This is a genomic window from Pseudomonas sp. PS01299 (assembly GCF_029960145.1).
GTDB lineage: Bacteria > Pseudomonadota > Gammaproteobacteria > Pseudomonadales > Pseudomonadaceae > Aquipseudomonas > Aquipseudomonas putida_A.
Window position 1 is genome coordinate 1 of the sequence record NZ_JASCPO010000427.1, and the last position, 2569, is coordinate 2569.

Consider the following 2569-nt stretch of genomic DNA (forward strand, 5'->3'; position numbering starts at 1 on the left):
GCGGTGTGTCATTCAACATCAATGCTGATTGACACCCCGCGATCGCGAGCAGGCTCACTCCTACAAGGGATTTTTTGCCCACAGGATCCGGGGAACCAAAACCTGTGGGCCGCACTATCAAATCACCCGCGGTGACGACCGCGGAAGTAGTTGATCAGGCCCTGGGTGGAGGCATCGTCAGCAACGGTTTCATCGCTGCCGACCAGACGGTTGTAAACGCCTTTGCCCAGTTCCTTGCCCAGTTCCACGCCCCACTGGTCGAAGGCGTTGATGCCCCAGACCACGCTCTGCACGAACACTTTGTGCTCATACATGGCGACCAGCGCGCCGAGACGACGCGGGCTGATACGCTCGACCACAATGGTATTGCTCGGGCGGTTGCCCGGGATCACCTTGTGCGGTGCGAGTTTGTGCACCTGCTCTTCGCTCATGCCTTTTTCGCGCAGTTCGGCTTCGGCTTCCGGCAGGGTCTTGCCGAGCATCAGCGCCTGGCTCTGCGACAGGCAGTTGGCGTACAGCCACTGATGGTGATCGGAGACCGGGTTGAAGCTGACGATCGGCACGATGAAATCGGCCGGGATCAGTTGGGTGCCCTGGTGCAGCAACTGGTGATACGCGTGTTGACCGTTGCAGCCGACGCCACCCCAGATCACCGGGCCGGTATCGGTCGACACCGAGGTGCCGTCCTGACGCACGCTCTTGCCGTTGGATTCCATGTCCAGCTGTTGCAAGTGCTTGGTGATGTTACGCAGGTAGTGGTCATACGGCAGGATCGCGTGGCTTTGCGCGCCCCAGAAGTTGCCGTACCAGACGCCGAGCAGGGCCAGCAGCACCGGCATGTTCTGTTCGAACGGTGCGCTCTGGAAATGCTGGTCCATGGTGTAGGCACCGGACAGCAGTTCCTTGAAGTTGGACATGCCGATGGCCAGGGCAATCGGCAGACCGATGGCCGACCACAGCGAGTAACGACCGCCTACCCAGTCCCACATCGGGAAGATGTTTTCTTCACGGATGCCGAACGCAACGGCCGCAGCGTTGTTGCTCGATACCGCGATGAAGTGACGATACAGCTCGGCTTCCGAACCACCCTGAGCCAGATACCAGGCGCGGGCGGCCTGAGCGTTCTTCAGGGTTTCGAGGGTGTTGAAGGATTTCGACGAAACGATGAACAGGGTGGTTTCGGCGCGCAACTTTTGCGTCAGTTCGTGGAACTCACTGCCGTCGATGTTCGCCAGATAGTGGCAACGCACGCCTTTCTGCGCGTAGGACAGCAGCGCTTCGGAGACCAGCTCCGGGCCGAGGAACGAACCACCGATGCCGATGTTGACCACGTCAGTGATCGGCTTCTCGGTGTAACCACGCCACAGGCCGTCGTGGATGCGGCCGACCAGATCCGTGATCTGGTTCAGCACCTTGTGCACTTCCGGCATCACGTTGACGCCGTTGACCGACAGCTTGTCGCCCACCGGGCGGCGCAGGGCGGTGTGCAGCGCCGGGCGGCCTTCGGAGGCGTTGACGATTTCGCCGTCGAACAGCGCTTTGATCGCGCCTTTCAGATCGACTTCATTGGCCAGACCCACCAGCAGGTTGCGGGTTTCGGCGTTGATCAGGTTCTTCGAATAATCGAGAAACAGTCCGCAGCTGCTGAGCGTGAATTGATTGAAGCGCTGCGGATCGGCGTTGAAGGCTTCGCGCATGCTGAAATCCTGCATGGCTTGGCGGTGATCTTTCAACGCTTGCCAGGCAGGCAGAGCGGTAACGTCATGAGGAGTGCGGTAGTACGCCATCGCTGCGGTTTTCCTTTTTACTTGAACGGCCTTTTGAACACAGAACAGACCGATACGCCATGTTTGGGCGAGGGTCAAATGCGTCGACACGATTTTTCAACGCAGGGCGAATACAGTAAACCTCGCGCTGCGATCTGTCTTGACTTCTTCTGACCTGTTCCCTGTACTTTTTTAACATCAATACCGGGAACGGGCCGACCAACGGAAGGGGAGTGGCGCGTCGAAGCGGCTCAGGCCACCTGAACCGGAATGGCGTTGCTGGTGTGGCTGAGCTCGTTGCCCGGGGCCATGTACAGCATGCGCGGCTTGAAATTCAGCAGTTCCGCTTCGCTGTAATGGGCGTAGGCGCAAATGATCACGCGGTCGCCGACCTTGGCTTTATGCGCGGCTGCGCCATTGACCGAAATCATCCGCGAACCCTCTTCGCCACGAATCGCGTAGGTGGTGAAGCGCTCGCCATTGTCGACGTTATAGATCTGGATCTGCTCGTACTCACGGATGCCGGACAAGTCCAGCCACTCGCCATCAATGGCGCAGGAACCTTCGTAATCGAGTACCGCATGAGTGACTTCGGCGCGGTGCAGCTTGGCCTTGAGCATGATGGCGTGCATGAGGGATTTCCCGGGTTGGAAGCAAACGGCGGGCAGTGTGCCCGAAGGCTTTGGGGGCGGCAATATGGTCTGTGTGGACACCAGAAACCAATGTGGGAGCGGGCTTGCTCGCGAATGCGGTGTGTCAGTCAACCTATCTGCTGAATGATGCACCGCATTCGCGAGCAAGCC

At 59.2% G+C, this 2569-nt stretch carries 2 protein-coding genes; both read right to left on the reverse strand.

Features of this window, described 5'->3' with window-relative positions:
* Window positions 1-122: 122 nt before the first annotated feature.
* Window positions 123-1787: a glucose-6-phosphate isomerase gene (pgi, locus tag QMX91_RS30645; RefSeq protein ID WP_027614102.1), complete on the reverse strand. Its 1665-nt coding sequence runs from the start codon at window positions 1785-1787 to the stop codon at window positions 123-125.
* 230 nt (window positions 1788-2017) lie between these two features.
* A complete protein-coding gene (gene panD / locus QMX91_RS30650) occupies window positions 2018-2398 on the reverse strand; it encodes an aspartate 1-decarboxylase (protein ID WP_003228271.1) in 381 nt (126 codons plus the stop codon).
* Window positions 2399-2569: the final 171 nt, after the last annotated feature.